The following is a 15339-nucleotide window of genomic DNA, read 5'->3' as shown; positions in this document are numbered from 1 at the left end:
GCTAGCTGATCGCGGCGGAGTGTGCTCGCGACCCTTCCCGACCGGCAGCAAAGCGGCTCAGCGCACCCGTGCGGGCCAGGCCGCGCACGGCCAGCCAGGACAGCAGGCCGGCGAGCACCGTGCCCGACACGACCGCGGATACGAAATAAACGGCTTTGTAGCCAAAATCCAGTGCTGCATAGCTCGTGAAGGTCGTGTCGAGAAACCCTACGGCCACACCGGCGCCCGCGCCGGCGAGCAGGGCCACGCCCAGCCTCCAGTTGGTATACAGGAACAGCGCGAGAATGATTTCGGCGCCCAGGCCTTCCACGACGCCCCAGATGAGTGTGGAGAATCCCCACTGGGTGCCGATCAGCATTGATACGACGGCGGCGACGACCTCGGTGTACACGGCCGCGCCGGGCTTGCGGATGATGAGGCCGCCGAGCACTCCGGCGAACAGCCAGCCACCGGCCAGGAGACCTTCGAGGCCGGGCGTGAACGCAAGGATGGCGCTGAGCGGGGACCAGGCGAGGCCCCAGGCCCAGAAGATGACGCCGCTCGCGACGCCGATGACGCTCGCGACGACGATGTCGACCACGCGCCAGCGAAAGTTGCGTGGCTTCTTCGTCGTGACCGATCGTGTGGCTGTGATTGTAGCGTGCACTGTGCGTGCCCTTTCCGTAGGTGAATACAGGGCACGGGATCGAGAAGCCTCCCTGCGCTGGCATGATCCAGATCAGGTTCGACGGTCGAAGCTTGGTCAGCTTCCTCTCAGCCCGGTGTACCGGACTCCCGTGATCGTTTTCAATTCTAGCGCCCCGCCTAGACTTGCGGCATGGGAATCACGACATGAGCATCGGAATCCTGCTCGTGTTGGCCACGCTATATCTCCTGCTGATGCGTCGGTTTGTGATGCGGCGTCGGCGCATCGCCCAGGGGCTGCCGGTGAACGGCCCGTGGCATTTTCCGACCTGGCTGCGCCTTCGGATGCCACGGTGGGCGCGCCGTCGTTTCGCGCGGCGGCCGCGCCGGCCCCGCCGCATCCGTTCTGCTCGTCGCCCCCGCCGCGCTCGCCCGGGACCATCTTTGGACCACGGGAGCAGTTTATAGACTGGGCCCGCGGACGGGGCCCGGGCCCCGTCCGGAGAGCGGGGCTACTTCTTCAGGGCTCGGATTACTCGGGCCAGGGCTCGGCCGGCGACCACAAGGAACGGCACACCGACTGCGAGCAGGGCGATGACGTTCGGCTCGAACCGAGCGGTGCTGCCCGCCTTGACATAGGCGCCGATCGGCAGCGACACCCCACCGCCGCCGCCACCGGATCCGGCAGCACTGCCTTCACCGGTATCACCGCCACCGAAACCGTAGTAGCTGAGCGCCACTGGTACGAGGGTGACGCCATCAATTTGCACGGGATCACCGTAAGCCGATTTCACACCGGCGGAACGGAAGGTGTCTGCGAGTTTTTCCGGGAGGCTGGTCATTCCAACAGGGTAGCCGACTCGTGCCCTATGGGCGAGGCTTGAAAAACGAGGCCGGACGCACGCTTCCCGCCCCGAATCGCTCGGTCACGGAGTCAACCGCCAGCTCGGCGCCCCGCCAGTCCTCGTCGGGATCCCACAACCCCACCGATCCCGACGCCGTACCGAGTTGCTCGGCCCGCACGCCGATCAGACGCACCCGAATACCCGACGCGGCCAGCAGGTCGAACGCAGCGACTGCTTCCTCATAAATGCGCCGGCCAACATTGGTCGGTTCAGCGAGGGTACGCGACCGGGTAACGGTGCTGAAGTCGGTGTAGCGCAGCTTGAGTGCCACGCGCCGTGCCACGAGATTGCTGCGCCGCAGCCGAGCGGCCACAAGGTCGCACTGCCGCAGCAACTCACTGTGCAGTCGGTCGATGTCGGTCTCGTCGTGCTCAAAAGTCACCTCGTGGCCAACGCTTTTCTCTTCCCGCTCAATCGTCACCGGGCGTGGGTCACGCCCCCAGGACAACTCGAACAGCTTCAGACCGGAGGCCTCCCCCAGCGTCTTTTTCAGCACGTCTAACGGCGTGTGCGCAATATCACCAATGAGTTTCAGGCCGAGGCGCGTGAGCATCTGCGCGGTGGCGGACCCCACGCCCCACAGGGCGGTCACGGGCAGCGGATGCAGAAACTCGACCGTCTCATCGCCCGGCACGACGAGCAGACCGTTGGGTTTGGCCAGGCCGGAGGCAAGTTTGGCGACGAACTTGGTCGACGCCGCGCCCACGGAGCAGACGAGGCCGGTTTCGGCAAACACGCGCGCGCGAATGAGTTCGCCGATCACAGCCGGAGAACCAAACAAATTAGTCGCGCCGGCAACGTCAAGAAAAGCTTCGTCGATGCCGAGCCGTTCCACCAGCGGGGTGACGTCGTCGAAGATCCCCATCACCCGGTTGGAAAAGTCGCGATACAGCCCCATGTGTGGCTCGAGTACGATCGCGTTCGGGCACTGGCGTAGCGCTACCGCCATCGGCATGGCCGAGTTCACGCCGTATTTTCGGGCAATGTAGTTGGCCGCCGTGACGACCGAACGGCCACCGCGGTGGCCGACGATCACCGGCAGGTGTACGAATTCGGGGTGGGAGAGCAACTCGACCGAGACAAAGAACGCGTCCAGATCCACGTGCAGCATCGTCGCCGAACGGTCGTCGACGTCGTCCGCCGAAATCTGCCGCCCGCTGCCGTCCTGTCTGCCCACCGAAGAACCCTAACCCGATCCGGCCTATCGGCATATTCATTTTCGACCATAACTCCTGCAATCTGTACCCGGCCTCAAGCGGAAGTGCGCAATTCCGCCGATCTCTTCTGCCGTGCTCTCATATTGCAGGAGTTATGAGGTGAGCCCGGGTGAGCTGGTGGCCGATAGGCGGCCACCGACAAGCGCGACCAATTCTGGTCGGCCGCTAACCAATCGCGGTGCCGAAGACCAGCCCGAGCAGGTAGGTGACCGCGGCCGCCCCAAGGCCGATCACCAGTTGTCGCAACGCACGCTTCAGCGGCGGACCGCCAGAGAGCAAGCCAACGACTGCGCCGGTGGCCAACAGGGCGACTCCCACGAGAATGGTGGCCACGATGATGGCCGCGTAGCCGCTCATACCGAACAGGTAGGGCAGCACCGGCAGCAGCGCGCCCGAGGCAAAGAAGCAAAAACTCGACAGGGCCGCTCCGGTGCCGGTGCCGATGGCCTCGTGTTCATCGTGCCGGGGAGCCTGCGGGCGGACCGCGGAAATCGGTCCGGTCGCCGCGTAGGCGGTGGCGAGTACCCCACGGGCGTATGCCTCCGCCTCGTCTTCAGACATGCCCCTGGCCCGGTAGACCAGGGTCAGCTCGTTGGCGGCGAGGTCCAAATGGGAGAGCACGCTCTTGGCCGGCGCCGCGGGGGTCGACGCTTCGAGCAGTTCTCGCTGGGAGCGCACCGAGACGTACTCGCCGGCGCCCATGGAGAGTGCCCCGGCCAGCAGCCCGGCGATACCGGTGAACAGAATCGTCGCGGCGGGTACGCCGGTCGCGCCGATACCGAGCACGAGGGCGAGGTTGCTCACCAGCCCGTCGTTGACGCCGAAGACGGCGGCCCGAAAGGTTCCCGACAAGCGTTTGCGGCCCCGAGCAGCGAGGCCGCGCACAACCTCTTCGTGCACGGTCTCGTCGGCGGCCATGGCGTTGGTCGCGTCGGCATCCGCTTGGTATGGCGACCGCCCCTCGGCCCGCTGGGCGAGGGCAAGTACGAACACCGAGCCGAACCGGCGAGCGAGCAGCGCCAGAAATCGGGTGCGCAGCGCGCCACGTTTGGGTGAGCCCACGTCACTGCCCAGCAGTTGCCGCCAGTGTTCTTCGTGCCTTCCTTCAGCGTCGGCGAGGGCAAGCAAAATCTGGCGCTCTTCGCCGGCCCGCCGGTTAGCGAGGTCGCGGTACACCGCAGCCTCGGCCTGTTCGTCGGCAAGGTACTGCCTCCACCGACGGATGTCGCGGGTCGACGGGGTGCGTTCGTCCGGCTCAGGATTGATCACGTTCACGCCTCCGGCGCCGCTTCCAGAAAGCTCTGTGGGATGCGCGCGGAGTCGTGCGGGCCCGAACCGTCGAGACCGAAGAACGGCTCCTCGAACTGGACGACCCAGAATCTTTCCCGCACCACGGTGGGCGCGTACAGTCCAGCGCCTTCCGACTCCCCTGCCGCCACGATCACGCCGATCGGGTCGTCGATCAGGGAGTCGGGAAACCGGGTGCGGTCGAGGCGCACGATAACCTGCACGCCGACTCCGAAAGGCTGAGTTGTCACCTGTTACTCGATTGTGGCGGCGCGTTCGAGCACGAGTTCGCGCACGCGCGCGGCATCCGCTTGCCCACGCATGGCCTTCATGACCGCGCCGATCACGGCTCCGGCGGCCTGCACCTTGCCGTCCCGAATCTTGGCGAGCACATCGGGCTGGCCAAGGAGCGCCGCGTCGATGGCGGCGATCAGCGCGCCGTCGTCAGAGACCACGGCGAGCCCACGGCTGTCGACGACCTCGGCCGGGGTGCCCTCCCCGGCAATGACGCCTTCGAGTACCTGGCGGGCGAGACGGTCGGTGAGGGTTCCGGCGTCGACGAGTTCGATCAGCGCGGCGAGCTGCGCCGGTGTCACGAGCGAGTCGGCCGCGACCCCGGCCGCGTTGGCGAGCCGGGCGATTTCTCCGGTCCACCACTTACGTGCGGCCTGAGCGGATGCCCCGGCCGCGACGGTCGCTTCGACCGCGTCGAGCAGGTCGGAGTTCACGACGTCCTGGAATTCGAGGTTCGCAAAACCCCACGCTGCCTGCAGGCGCTTGCGGCGTGCCGCGGGTGGCTCGGGCAGGGTCAGGCGCAGCTCTTCGACCCAGTCGCGGGACGGCGCCATCGGCAGGAGGTCGGGCTCGGGAAAGTAGCGGTAGTCGTCGGCGTCGCTCTTGGGCCGACCGGCACTCGTGATTCCGGTGTCTTCGTGCCAGTGCCGGGTCTCCTGCGTGATGGTGCCGCCGCCGGCCAGTACGGCAGCCTGGCGCTGGATTTCGTAGCGCACGGCGCGTTCGACGCTTCTCAGCGAGTTGACGTTCTTGGTTTCGGTGCGGGTACCGAGCACGTTCGACCCGCGCGGGCGCAGCGAGACGTTGGCGTCGCAGCGCACGTTGCCCTCCTCCATGCGGGCGTTGGAGACGCCGAGCGCTTTGGCGATCTCCCGAATCGCCGCGACGTAGGTCTTGCCGATCTCGGGGGCGTCGTGTTCGGCGCCCTCGATCATCTGGGTGACGATCTCCACCAACGGCACTCCGCCACGGTTGTAGTCGACGAGTGAGTAGTCGGCGCCCTGGATGCGTCCGGTCGCGCCACCCATGTGGGTGAGCTTGCCGGCATCGTCTTCCATGTGGGCGCGTTCGATCTCGACGGTGACCAAACGGCCACTCTCGAGTTCGATCGTGATCGAACCGTCATGCGCAATCGGGTCGTCGTACTGGCTGGTCTGAAAGTTCTTCGCCGTGTCGGGGTAGAAGTAGTTCTTGCGGGCGAACCTCGAGTGTTCCGCGATCTCACACCCCAAAGCCAGCCCCAAGCGGATGCTGGATTCGATCGCCTTCTTGTTCACCTGCGGCAGCCCGCCGGGCAGTCCGAGGCAGGTCGGGCAGGTGTTCGTGTTAGCGCCGGAACCGAACTCGTTGGCGCAACCGCAGAACATTTTGGTTTTGGTGTTGAGCTCGACATGCACCTCGAAGCCGAGCACCGGCTCGAACAGTTCGAGTGCGCGGTCAAAGTCCATCAATTCAGCCTTGGGCATCAAACGGCTCCCTCTTCGCTGGCAAACATTTCGGTCGGGGTCAGGGCTGGTGCCTGGCTGAGCATGGTGTGTCCCCAGCGCGCTTCGAGCAGCTGCTCGATGGCGGCGCCGACGGTATAGAGGCGGGCATCCGCTTTGGCCGGGGCCATAATCTGCAGGCCGACCGGCAGGCCGTCTTCGGGTGCGAGGCCCATTGGGATGCTCATGCCGGGCACCCCGGCGAGGTTGGCCGGAATGGTGGTCACGTCGTTGAGGTACATGGCCATCGGGTCGGCGAGCTTTTCACCGAATTTAAACGCGGTAGTCGGGGCGCTGGGTGACATCAGCACGTCCGCCTGGCTGAACGCGGCGGCGAAATCACGCTGAATGAGCGTGCGCACCTTCTGCGCACTGCCGTAGTAAGCGTCGTAGTAGCCGGCGCTCAGGGCATAGGTGCCGAGGATGATGCGGCGCTTGACCTCGGCGCCGAAACCCGCCTCGCGGGTGGCGCTCATGACGTGCTCGCTCGTGAGCGAACCACTGTCCGGGTTGACCCGGATGCCAAACCGCACCGAATCGAAGCGCGCCAGGTTGCTCGAGGCCTCGGCCGGCAGAATCAGGTAGTAGGCCGCGACGGCGTACTCGAAGTTCGGAGCGGAGACCTCGGTGATCTCGGCGCCGGCGGCGACGAGCAGGGCGAGGGTCTCGGTGAAACGCTGGGTGACGCCGGCCTGGAATCCGTCGCCGGAGAGTTCCTTGATGACGCCGACGCGCACGCCCTTGAGGGCACCATCCTTAAGGCCGGCTTGGGCTGCGGCGGCCATCGAGGGCCAGCTGTCGGTCAGCGAGGTGGAATCCAGCGGGTCGTGCCCGCCGATGACATCGTGCAGCAGGGCGGCGTCGTAGACCGAACGGGAAACCGGGCCGACCTGGTCGAGGCTCGACGCGAGGGCGATCGCACCGTAGCGGGAGACTCCGCCGTAGGTCGGCTTGACTCCAACCGAACCGGTCACGGCGGCTGGCTGGCGAATCGATCCCCCGGTGTCACTGCCGAGGGCGAGCGGCGCTTGGAAGGAGGCGACGGCCGCGGCCGAGCCGCCGCCGGAACCACCGGGGATGCGGTCTCGGTCCCAGGGGTTGCGGGTGACGCCATAGGCGGAGTGTTCGGTGGAGGACCCCATGGCGAATTCGTCCATGTTGGTCTTGCCGAGCGGGATCAGCCCGGCCGCACGCAGGCGGGCCACGACGGTCGCATCGTAGGGCGGCACCCAGCCCTCGAGAATTTTCGACCCGGCGGTGGTGGGCATGTCCTGGGTGGCGAGTACGTCTTTGATCGCGATCGGAACACCGGCGAGCGGGTTCAGCGATTCACCTGCAACGCGGCGGGCATCGATCGCGGCGGCGGTGTTGAGGGCGGCGTCGGCTGCGACGTGCAGAAAAGCATGCAGGTCGGTGTCGACCGCCGCGATGTGGTCAAGGTGGGCGCGGGTCGCCTCGACGGCACTGACCTGCTTGCTGACCAACAGTTCACTCAGCGCAGCGGCGGAAAGCTTGGTGAGATAGGTCATGGTCACTCCTCGTCCAGGATGGCGGGCACGCGGAATTTGTCACCGGCGCGGTCCGGCGCACCGGACAGGGCCTGCTCGACCGTCAGCGAGGGGACGACGACGTCATCGCGGAACACGTTGGTCAACGGCATCGGGTGGCTCGTCGCCGGGGTATCGGCTGTGGCAACCTCAGACACTTTGGCGATCGAGTCGACGATCTGGCCGAGGTCATGGGTGAGGCTGGTGATCTCGAGGGGGCTGAGGTCGATCCGGGCAAGGTATGCCAAATGGGCAACCTGCTCGGCCGTGATTTCAGACATGGTGCTCCGATACGCATTGGGGTGGTTACCTCAATCCTATTCGCCAGCCGCGGCGAGCCCGATCCGCCGACCGCACCGGTTGACCATTCGCGTGGATCGAATCAAGTTCGGTATCGCCGACGACGAAAAAGAACCCGCGACGAAGCCAGAAGTTCAGCGGGAAGTAACCGTTTCGTAGCACACTGGCAGATATGAGAGCAATTGTTGTTGAGCAGAACCCGGGCGGATCCGTGCTGTCGATGCGGGATCTCCCGAGCCCCGAACCGGGCCCGCGTCAGGTGAAGATCCGTGTGCGGACTGCGTCGGTGAACCGTGCCGACCTTGCTCAGCGCGCGGGAACCCACCAACCGGTTAGCCCGGGCGGCGCGCCGGTCGTTGTGGGGCTGGATGCCGCGGGCGACGTTGTCGCGGTCGGGAGCGAGGTGAGGGGCGTTCACGTCGGTGACCGCGTCATGGCCACCGTCAGTGGAGGTTTGAGCGAGGATGTCGTTGTCGACGCTGCGCTGGTTGTACCGATTCCAGCGGCGTGGACCTACGCGGAGGGTGCTGCTGTCATCCTCGGGCTGATGACCGAGCACAACGCGCTCCGCACTGCGGGTGGCCTCAAGCCGGGCGAAACGGTGCTCGTTCATGCGGCGGCCTCAACAGTGGGGCTTCAGTGCGTACAGCTGGCAAAGTACCTCGGCGCCGGACTGATCATTGCTACCGTTCGCACCGACCGGGCAACAGACCTTCTTCTTGCTCAGGGTGCCGATCACGTGATCGAGATTGGCGAGGCCGGTTTCGCAGATCGGGTTTTGGAACTGACGGATGGCCGCGGGGTCGACATCATCGTCGACCACGTTGGTGGCCCCTATCTTGCGGACAATATTCGTTGCGCAGCCCTCCTCGGACGCCTGGTCGGTGTGGGGCGCCTCGGTGGTGCCCACGGTGATCTTGATCTGGAAGCACTGGCCTTTAAACGTCTGAGCATCATCGGGGTCACCTTTCGCACCCGTGACGCTGCCGAAAAAGCCGCCATCGTCGCCGCGCTGCGCTCCGAGGTCGACCCGGCTGCCGAAGCACTGCGCCCGTTGATTGATCGGATCCTGCCCTGGACCGAAGTCCAACAAGCGCAGGATCTCATGGCCGCGAACTCGCACCTGGGCAAGATCGTACTCAGTCTTCTGAATACGTAAGCCAGAGCGTCTGGAAATGCACACTAGGTAGGGAACCGCATGCGCGAAACTGACTTCTTCAACGGCGTCCAAGTGCCCGTCATTGGCCAGGGAACCTGGCATCTCGGTGAGGATGCCGCGAAGCGAAAGACCGAGGTGTCGGCCCTGCGCGCGGGGATCGACGCTGGCCTGACCGTAATCGACACCGCCGAAATGTATGGCGATGGCGCCTCGGAAGAACTGGTCGGCGAGGCCATCCGGGGTCACCGCGATGACGTCGTGCTGGTCAGTAAGGTCTACCCGCATAACGCCAGCCGCAGCGGTGTCGTCGCTGCGTGCGAGCGTAGCCTGCGCCGGCTCGGAACCGATCGGCTCGATGTCTTTTTACTGCATTGGTCCGGCAGTTTCCCGCTGTCCGAGACCGTCGACGGGTTCGATCACCTGCGTGCAGCTGGCAAGATCAGGAGCTGGGGATTATCCAATTTCGACCGGGATGATCTACAGCGAGCACCAGACGGATGCGCCACCAATCAGGTGCTCTACAACCTCGGCAGTCGGGGCATCGAGTTTGATCTCCTGCCCTGGCAACAACGCGCAGGCATGCCGCTCATGGCCTATTCACCACTCGGCCAGGGACCGACTCTGCTCGAGCATCCGCTCCTGGCCGAAATCGGAGACAAGCACGGAGTGACTGGTGCCCAGATCGCACTCGCCTGGGTCATCCGGCAACCGGGCGTCATCGCGATCCCCAAGGCCTCATCTCTCGAGCACGTGCAGCAGAATGTCGGCGCGGGCGCGGTGGTCCTGGACGCCGAGGATTGCCTGTCGCTGGATAACGCATTTCCGGCGCCCCGCAGCAAGCAACCGCTCGATATTCTGTGACGCCGTCCGTTCATTGTTGAAGCGCGCTCTGCGCGATCGTGATACTAATGAAACATGCTCATTTTCTGCACAGCCTAACGCTGTCGCATATTCATCCATTCAATACCTCCGAAAGTGAAGACGGACCTTCCGTCTTACACCGTTATAAATTCAGGGAGTGAAAAAAAATGAAAGCAGTCGTTTATAAGGGCCCCAATGAGGTCAACGTGGAAGAAGTTCCAGATGCCAAGATCGAACGCCCCACTGATGTTCTCGTGCGCATCACGGCCACGAATATCTGCGGTTCAGATTTGCACATGTACGAGGGACGCACCGATTTCGCGGTTGGACGTACGTTTGGCCACGAGAACATGGGCGAGGTCATCGAGGTCGGTAACGGAGTCGACAAGGTCAAAGTGGGCGAACTCGTCGTGCTGCCGTTCAATATTTCCTGCGGGTTTTGCAAGAATTGCGAACGCGGTTTTACCAACTACTGCATGACGACTCAACCCGACCCGGTCGGTGCCGGCGCCGCCTACGGCTTCGCCGGCATGGGTCCGTACCCCGGCGGGCAGGCCCAAATGCTGCGTGTGCCCTACGGTGACAACAACTGCTTGCGCCTGGGTGAAGACGCCAGAGAAAAGCAGAACGATTACGTGATGCTCTCGGACATCTTCCCTACCGGCTACCACGCTACAGAGATGGCCGGCGTTATCCCCGGGGACACAGTCGTGATTTACGGTGCGGGTCCGGTCGGGCTGATGGCTGCCCTGTCTGCGACGATCAAGGGAGCCAGTAAAGTCTGGGTGGTGGACCGACGCCCAGACCGGCTGGCCCTCGCCGAACAGATCGGCGCAATCGCCGTTGATGACTCGAAGACGGACCCGGTCCAATTCGTTTTGGACCAGACCAAGGGTGTCGGCGCGGACCGAGGTTGTGAATGCGTGGGCTATCAATCCCACGATCCTCAAGGCACCGAAGATCCCGCCATGACGCTGAACCGGCTGATTCAGTCCGTGCGCATCACCGGGGGCATCGGCGTTGTCGGCGTCTTCCTGCCGGCAGATCCCGGCGGCTTCGACGAGAACGCCAAGCAGGGCAAAATTGCCATTGACTACGGCCTGCAGTGGCTCAAAGGTCAAAATATCGGCAGCGGCCAATGTCCGGTGAAGAAATACAATCGGCAATTGCGTGAACTCATTGCCGTGGGCAAGGCCAAGCCATCCTGGATCGTTTCGCACGAGATCCCGCTCAGCCAAGCCGCGGATGCCTACAAGAACTTCGGCGCCCGCAACAACGGGTGGACCAAAGTCATCCTCAAGCCCGAGTAGGCCAAAGTCATCCTCAAGCCCGAGTAGGCCACTGTCGAATAGGCCGCGGTCGAACGACCTCGCCGCGGCGTATTCACCGCTCGGACTCGACCGTTGAGGGAGTGAACACGAGTTCGTCCAATGATCCAACCGAAAGCGCAACCATCACAGGCTTCGACATGGTCGCCGTGTTCGGCGGGGCGGCACTTGCGGGTGCCGCCCCCGGATCAGCAGGACGACCCGTTCAGCGGGACGGCGCGTGCCGCTCCAAGCCCCACAGGGTAGCGGCGACAACAACCCCGTAGGCCAGGTGCGGGGCGATGTCGCTGGCCCAGTCTTTGGCGGTCCAGGTGCGGGGGTCGGTCACCCCCAGAACCGTCATCGGCACGTTACCGCCAATCAGCGCGCCGACCGTGGCCGCCAGCCCGCTCACCACCGGCGCGGGTCGCCAACCGGCAGAGCGGAAGAGTCCGAGTAGTGCACCAAGACCCACGCCCACGATCAAACCGGTCAATGGCCCAAGGCCCGCGATCCGATTTTTTCTCACCTCGTCAGATCCGGGGATTGTGAGCTGCGCGACGTCGGCAAGTTTCTCGACGGTGGCCTGCGGAGTGGAGCTGGCCGGTCTGCCTTTGATCGCCATCCCGAGGTAGCTCACGGCGTTGAGCGCGGTGGTACCTGCCGCGCCGGCCGCCGCGCCGCCCAGGAACCCCCGGAGCAGGCTCATGGTCGACGAACGAGTTCGGCGGAGAAATGGTAATCGCATGTGCTGGGCATGGCACTCCTTCGAAAGAGGCGACAAGCATCGGCCTGAATTCGGTTTACACCGACAGCAGCCGCATTTCAAGAGGTCTGGCTATAGCCGCCCCCTCCAAACGACGTTGGACGCGCGGTGCGCGGCCGGTGAAATTCCACGCAAAACCCAGAAGGCCTGTGGGGCAGACTACGTGGATGCAGGTGAGGACGCGGGCGCCAACCCGGCCGGCCCCTCCGCGAGCAGGGTTCGAAACTCGTCGGCGTCGAGTATGCGGATGCCGAGGGTTTCGGCCTTGCCGAGCTTGGATCCTGCGCCCGGCCCGGCGGCGACGAAATCGGTGTTCTTCGACACGCTCGATGCACTCTTGCCGCCGGCGGCGATGATCCCTTCCTGCGCCCCCTCCCGGGTGAAACCCTCAAGCGAACCGGTGGCGACCACGGTCAGCCCGGCGAGCACTCCCCCGGCGGCCTCGGCCGCGCCCGGCCCGGGGTGGCCCGGGGTGGCGAACTGCACACCGGCCGCGGACCACCGGGTCACAATATCGACGTGCCAATCCACCTGGAACCAGTCGAGCACGGCGTCAGCGATGATGCTGCCGACCCCGTCGACCTCGGCCAGTTCCTCACGGGTCGCGGCACGAATGGCATCGAGGGAGCCGAAGTGGTTGGCCAGTGCGCGTGCGGCGACCGGGCCGACATGACGGATGTTCAGGCCCACCAGAATGCGCCATAACGGCTTCGTCTTGGCTTTCTCAATCTCGGCCAGGAGCTTGAGCGCACTCGACGATGGCTGCAGGTCGGTCAGACCCTGCTTCTTCTCGGCAGGATTCGGATTGCGAGAGAACGGCATCCGAATTTTCAGGGCCCCGTCGTCTTCCTTAGGCAAGCCCGTTTCGGCGTCGCGCACGATCACCTGGATCGGCAACAGGTCGGCAAGTTCGAGGTCGAACAAGCCGGCCTCGGTCGACAGCGGCGGGTCGGCCGGCACGGTCGGCTGGGTGAGCGCGGAAGCCGCGACCTCGCCGAGCACCTCGATGTCGAGGCCGCCCCGGCTGCCGATGTGCTCCACCCGGCCGCGCACCTGTGCGGGGCAGCTGCGCGCGTTCGGGCAGCGCAGGTCTTTGTCGCCCTCTTTGGCCGGCGCGAGCGGGGTGCCACACTCCGGGCAGTTCAGCGGCATGACGAATTCGCGTTCGGTACCGTCGCGTAGCTCCACGACCGGTCCGAGCACCTCCGGAATGACATCCCCGGCCTTGCGCAGCACGATGATGTCACCGATCAGCACACCCTTGGCCTTGACGACGTCCTGGTTGTGCAGGGTCGCCTGGCGTACCTCGGAACCGGCCACGAGAACTTTTTGCATCACCGCAAACGGGGTGGCCCGTCCTGTGCGGCCGACACTCACGACGATGTCGAGCAGTTTCGTGTTGACCTGCTCGGGCGGGTACTTGTAGGCGATGGCCCAGCGCGGCGCCCGGTTGGTAGCGCCAAGCTCGGCGTGCAGGGCGAGCTCGTCGATCTTGATCACGATGCCGTCGAGTTCGTGAACGACGCTGCCGCGGTGTGCCCCGTAGTACTCGATGAACTCGGCCGCCTCGGCGACCGACGGGACTACGCGAAAGTAGCTGCTGGTCGGCAGCCCCCAGCCCTCGAGCAGGCCGTAGACCTCGGACTGGGTCTGTACGGGCGGGTTCTCCCAAGCGCCGATACCGTGCACAAGCATGCGCAGCCGCCCCAGGCGCGCCTTCATGAGGCGCAGCTGGTCAGCGTTCTTACCGGCGGCTTTCTGCCGCAGCGACCCTGCCGCAGCGTTGCGGGCGTTCGCGAACACCCGCTCGCCGGCCGCGGACTGCGCCGCGTTCAGTTCGTCGAATGCCGCCGTCGGAAAAAACACCTCCCCGCGCACCTCCATGAGCGACGGATGCCCGGTACCGGCCAGGCGACTCGGGATGCCGGGTACGAGATCGATGTTCTCGGTCACGTCTTCGCCGACGACCCCATCGCCGCGGGTGGCGGCGGAGACGAGCACGCCATTGGCGTACCGCAGGTTGATGGCGAGGCCGTCGATCTTGAGTTCGCACAGGTAGTGCACCGCGCGGCCGGAGTTCTCCGCGGCCTTGCCCGCCCAGCCTTCAAATTCTTCGAGGGAGAAAACGTTGTCGAGGCTCAGCATGCGTTCGGCGTGCGTGACCGGATCGAACAGGGTGACTTCGGCCCGGCCGCCCACCGTTTGGGTGGGGCTGTCCTGACTTTGCAACTCGGGATGCAGGCGCTCGAGCTCGGCGAGGCGCTGCACCAGCCGGTCGTAGTCGGCGTCGGAGATGACGACGGTGCCCTGCCCGTAGTAGGCGTCCCGGGCGGCGAGCACTCGGGTGGTGATCTCGGCAGCCTCGGCGGCTGCGACGCTCAGCGCGTCGTTGGTGGTGTCGGCGACGGACTCAGGCATTGACCGGGACGGGGCTGGCCGAAGCGGTGCTTGCAGACGTGACAGAAACGGGGACGGCACTGACGGTGCGGTCGATAGTGCACTGGCCGAGCACCCGGGTGCCGACGTAGACGACGGCGGTCTGCCCGGGGGCGACACCGGCGAGTGGCTCGTTCGGAATGATGCGCAGCTCGACCGAGCCGCGGACTCCGGTCACTGCGGTGGTCGAGACGACCTGGGCCACCGCGGGTACCGGGTCGGCGTGGGCGCGAATCTGCACGTGGCAGGGGAACGCGACTTCTGGATGTTCGGGGGCAAGCCCCGCCCAGGTGTATCTGTTGCCGGCGATCTCCTTGATGGCGAGCGCCTCCTTCGGACCGACGACGACCGTGTTGGTGACCGGACGCACCTCGAGCACGAAGCGCGGCTTGCCGTCGGCGGCCGGAGTGCCGATCGACAGCCCCTTCCTCTGGCCGACGGTGAACGCGACGGCACCGTCGTGCTGGCCGAGCGTGTTGCCTTCCCGATCGAGGATGTCGCCGGTCACTGGGGCGACGCGTTCGCCGAGCCAGCCCTTGGTGTCACCGTCAGGGATGAAGCAGATGTCATAGGAATCGGGCTTGTTTGCCACCGAGAAGCCTCGCTCGGCCGCTTCCGCTCGCACCTCGGCCTTGGTCGGCGTGGCGCCAAGCGGAAACATGGAGTGATTGATCTGATCGGCGGTGAGCACACCGAGCACGTAGGACTGGTCTTTTGCCCAGGCGGCTGCGCGGTGCAGTTGCTTGTTGCCATCGGCATCCGTCAGAATGCTGGCGTAGTGGCCGGTACAGACGGCGTCGAAGCCGAGGGCCATGGCCTTTTCGAGCAGGGCGGCAAACTTGATCTTCTCGTTGCAGCGCATGCACGGGTTCGGTGTGCGGCCGGCGGCGTACTCGGCGGTGAAGTCGTCGACGACGTCGAGTTTGAAGCGTTCCGAGAAGTCCCAGACATAGTAGGGAATGCCCATGATGTTGGCGGCACGCTGGGCATCCATCGAATCTTCCACGGTGCAGCAGCCGCGGCTGCCGGTGCGCAGTGTGCCCGGCATTCGGCTCAGCGCCAGATGTACGCCGACCACCTCGTGTCCAGCTTCGACCGCACGCGCGGCTGCGACGGCGGAATCAACACCGCCACTCATTGCTGCTAAAACCT

At 65.2% G+C, this 15339-nt stretch carries 14 protein-coding genes and 1 riboswitch; of the genes, 3 read left to right on the top strand and 11 right to left on the bottom strand.

Translation table 11 applies throughout. The features are described from left to right. Position 1 precedes the first annotated feature (1 nt). The 8 genes from E3T51_RS06045 to gatC all read right to left on the bottom strand — a co-directional run bounded on the left by E3T51_RS06045 (position 2) and on the right by gatC (position 7639). Entirely contained in the window at positions 2–646 is a 645-nt protein-coding gene (locus tag E3T51_RS06045; RefSeq protein ID WP_134528796.1) for an ECF transporter S component, read from the bottom strand. A 32-nt stretch (positions 647–678) separates the two neighbouring features. Next, a riboswitch (TPP riboswitch) is annotated at positions 679–788 on the bottom strand. Between the two features lie 348 nt (positions 789–1136). Further along, positions 1137–1466 (bottom strand): hypothetical protein, encoded by a 330-nt coding sequence (locus E3T51_RS06040; RefSeq protein WP_134528794.1) that lies wholly within the window; start codon positions 1464–1466, stop codon positions 1137–1139. A 25-nt stretch (positions 1467–1491) separates the two neighbouring features. Continuing rightward, on the bottom strand, positions 1492–2706 hold the full coding sequence (gene dinB, locus E3T51_RS06035; RefSeq protein ID WP_134528792.1) for a DNA polymerase IV: 1215 nt from the start codon (positions 2704–2706) through the stop codon (positions 1492–1494). A gap of 205 nt (positions 2707–2911) precedes the next feature. Next, the gene (locus E3T51_RS06030; protein ID WP_174844573.1) at positions 2912–4012 is read right to left on the bottom strand and encodes a VIT1/CCC1 transporter family protein; all 1101 of its coding nucleotides are present in this window, start codon (positions 4010–4012) and stop codon (positions 2912–2914) included. A gap of 5 nt (positions 4013–4017) precedes the next feature. Beyond that, the gene (locus E3T51_RS06025; protein WP_134528788.1) at positions 4018–4284 is read right to left on the bottom strand and encodes a hypothetical protein; all 267 of its coding nucleotides are present in this window, start codon (positions 4282–4284) and stop codon (positions 4018–4020) included. 3 nt (positions 4285–4287) lie between these two features. Beyond that, positions 4288–5793 carry an Asp-tRNA(Asn)/Glu-tRNA(Gln) amidotransferase subunit GatB gene (gatB, locus tag E3T51_RS06020; RefSeq protein ID WP_104191631.1) on the bottom strand — a complete coding sequence of 502 codons (1506 nt, stop codon included), beginning with the start codon at positions 5791–5793 and terminating at the stop codon, positions 4288–4290. Next, the gene (gene gatA / locus E3T51_RS06015; RefSeq protein ID WP_134528786.1) at positions 5793–7340 is read right to left on the bottom strand and encodes an Asp-tRNA(Asn)/Glu-tRNA(Gln) amidotransferase subunit GatA; all 1548 of its coding nucleotides are present in this window, start codon (positions 7338–7340) and stop codon (positions 5793–5795) included. Before gatA ends, gatB begins: the two co-directional genes overlap by 1 nt. A 2-nt stretch (positions 7341–7342) precedes the next feature. Beyond that, a complete protein-coding gene (gene gatC, locus E3T51_RS06010; protein WP_104191629.1) occupies positions 7343–7639 on the bottom strand; it encodes an Asp-tRNA(Asn)/Glu-tRNA(Gln) amidotransferase subunit GatC in 297 nt (98 codons plus the stop codon). Positions 7640–7830: 191 nt separating this feature from the next. Here gatC and E3T51_RS06005 point away from each other — a divergent pair, with 191 nt between their 5' ends. From E3T51_RS06005 to E3T51_RS05995, 3 genes are all read left to right on the top strand, one after another. Continuing rightward, positions 7831–8817, top strand: a complete 987-nt coding sequence (locus tag E3T51_RS06005; RefSeq protein ID WP_134528784.1) for a zinc-binding dehydrogenase — start codon at positions 7831–7833, stop codon at positions 8815–8817. Between the two features lie 39 nt (positions 8818–8856). Further along, complete coding sequence (locus tag E3T51_RS06000; protein WP_104191627.1) at positions 8857–9678, top strand: aldo/keto reductase; 822 nt, start codon at positions 8857–8859, stop codon at positions 9676–9678. A 167-nt stretch (positions 9679–9845) separates the two neighbouring features. Then, on the top strand, positions 9846–10988 hold the full coding sequence (locus tag E3T51_RS05995) for a glutathione-independent formaldehyde dehydrogenase (RefSeq protein WP_134528782.1): 1143 nt from the start codon (positions 9846–9848) through the stop codon (positions 10986–10988). A gap of 223 nt (positions 10989–11211) precedes the next feature. On the opposite strand, the gene E3T51_RS05990 is transcribed toward E3T51_RS05995, so the two are convergent. The 3 genes from E3T51_RS05990 to mnmA all read right to left on the bottom strand — a co-directional run bounded on the left by E3T51_RS05990 (position 11212) and on the right by mnmA (position 15325). Next, positions 11212–11694 (bottom strand): hypothetical protein, encoded by a 483-nt coding sequence (locus E3T51_RS05990; protein ID WP_174844568.1) that lies wholly within the window; start codon positions 11692–11694, stop codon positions 11212–11214. Between the two features lie 216 nt (positions 11695–11910). Further along, the gene (gene ligA, locus E3T51_RS05985) at positions 11911–14169 is read right to left on the bottom strand and encodes an NAD-dependent DNA ligase LigA (RefSeq protein WP_134528781.1); all 2259 of its coding nucleotides are present in this window, start codon (positions 14167–14169) and stop codon (positions 11911–11913) included. Next, positions 14162–15325: a tRNA 2-thiouridine(34) synthase MnmA gene (gene mnmA, locus E3T51_RS05980; RefSeq protein WP_134528779.1), complete on the bottom strand. Its 1164-nt coding sequence runs from the start codon at positions 15323–15325 to the stop codon at positions 14162–14164. Before mnmA ends, ligA begins: the two co-directional genes overlap by 8 nt. Positions 15326–15339 lie beyond the last annotated feature (14 nt).

This window comes from Cryobacterium serini (genome assembly GCF_004404025.1).
Classification (GTDB): domain Bacteria; phylum Actinomycetota; class Actinomycetes; order Actinomycetales; family Microbacteriaceae; genus Cryobacterium; species Cryobacterium serini.
Note: the sequence above shows the minus strand (reverse complement) of the source record. Positions and strands in the feature narration are given on the sequence as shown.